The sequence below is a fragment of the Actinomadura sp. CNU-125 genome (genome assembly GCF_001942465.1).
In the GTDB taxonomy this organism is placed as follows: Bacteria; Actinomycetota; Actinomycetes; order Streptosporangiales; family Streptosporangiaceae; genus Spirillospora.
On record NZ_MKJY01000530.1, the window covers coordinates 1 to 1,412 of the forward strand.

The 1,412-nt window shown below is 75.4% G+C and carries 1 protein-coding gene and 1 pseudogene; one reads left to right on the forward strand and one right to left on the reverse strand.

From position 1 onward, the window contains the following. Positions 1–79 precede the first annotated feature (79 nt). Positions 80–613, reverse strand: coding sequence for a helix-turn-helix transcriptional regulator (locus tag BJF79_RS39675; RefSeq protein ID WP_075905143.1), 534 nt, complete (start codon positions 611–613; stop codon positions 80–82). 165 nt (positions 614–778) lie between these two features. Between BJF79_RS39675 and BJF79_RS39680 the strand changes: the two are divergent. Then, positions 779–1,412: pseudogene (locus BJF79_RS39680) on the forward strand (hypothetical protein); the annotation flags it as partial.

A 1,412-nucleotide genomic window follows, 5' to 3' on the forward strand; every position in this document is an offset into this window, starting at 1 on the left:
GCCCCGGCCCTGACCCGCCGCCGCGGCGCACCGCCCGCGCGGCCCCGGCCCCGGTCGATGTCGGGGCCGCGCGGGACGGTCAGGGGATCGCCGGGTGGGCCGGCCCGCCCGCGCGGACGGGTGCCTTGCGGCGCTGGAAGGGCAGGTAACGGTCGGCGCGGCGCGGCCGCGCGGGCATCCCGGTGGACTCGACGGCCAGGATGCGGTCGAAGCGGAAGGCGCGGACGCCGCGCCGCATCCGGCACCAGCCGACGAGGTACCAGTGCTCGCGGTGGACGAGCGTGGTGACCGGCTCGACCTCGCGGATCGTGACGTTGGCGCCGGCGTCGCCGTAGCAGAGGCGGACGACCCGGTGCTCGCTGATGGCGGCGGCGACCACGCGGGCGCGGTCGGCCGTGGAGGCGTCCAGGGACGCGGTGAGGGTGGTCAGCGTGGCGCCGGCCACGTCGTCGTGGGGGACGGTGTCCAGGAGGGTGCGCAGGGCCCGGCGCGCGGTCGCCGCCTGTGGGCCGGCGCCCAGGTGCGCGAGGGAGAGCGCGAGGGCGGCGATCTCCGCGGCGGAGAGCGCGGTCAGGGTGGGGGCGGTCCTGCGGTGCGTCGCAACGTTCGCCATGGTTCGATAATACGTTCGAACACTGACATTTTGCAGGCCCGGACGGCCCCGAGAGCTTGATCCTTCTCAATCCTTGAGGGTTGGGGCGAGGATGGTGAAAACTGGTTCCAAACTTGCACGGTACGGGGGATGGCAGGGCGAACATGGGCGAGCCATGGACCCGCGTTGGGTGAACCGACGCGTCCGCCGATGAGCCGCGACGAGATCGACCGGACGCTGGCACATCTGCGGGAGGAGCGGGAGCGCATCGGCGCCGCCCTCCTGGAACTGGACGCGAACCAGGGCTACCGGCTGCTGGAGGGCGCGACCCCGGCCGGGGAGACCGGTCGCGTCCAGGCCGCCGTGCGCTCCGGCGTGGAATCCCTGTGGACGCTGTTCGACCTCTACCGCCGCGCCGTCGGCGAGGCCGAGGAGATCCGCGCCCGGTCCGGCAGGCTCGGGCAGTGGCGGCTGGCGGAGCTCACCCGCCTGCTCGCGGGCCCGTCGATCGAGCTGCCCGCCGCCGAGGTTCCGCTGGAACGCCGCACGCTGCTGCACGTCCCGTCCGGTGAACGGCTGACGCTGCGCGCCGCCGTCGAGCGCATGACCGGCCTGTACGAGGAGGTCGTGCAGGCGGTCGGCCGGGTGGAGCGGGTCTGGTCGGCGCTGCTGTCGCGCGACTCGCGGAGGCCGAGGCGGCCCGGCGCGCGGCGGCCGAGGCGCTCGCCGCCCTCGGCGGGACGGACGCGGAGCTGGCGCGGCTGGGCGCGACCTCGACGCGGTGACCGCGACGGTCCAACGGTGACCCGCTCGCGCTGGC

Bases quoted from the DNA above. Each gene is read 5' to 3' on its own strand.
- BJF79_RS39675 (WP_075905143.1), bottom strand. From the start codon at position 613: ATGGCGAACGTTGCGACGCACCGCAGGACCGCCCCCACCCTGACCGCG.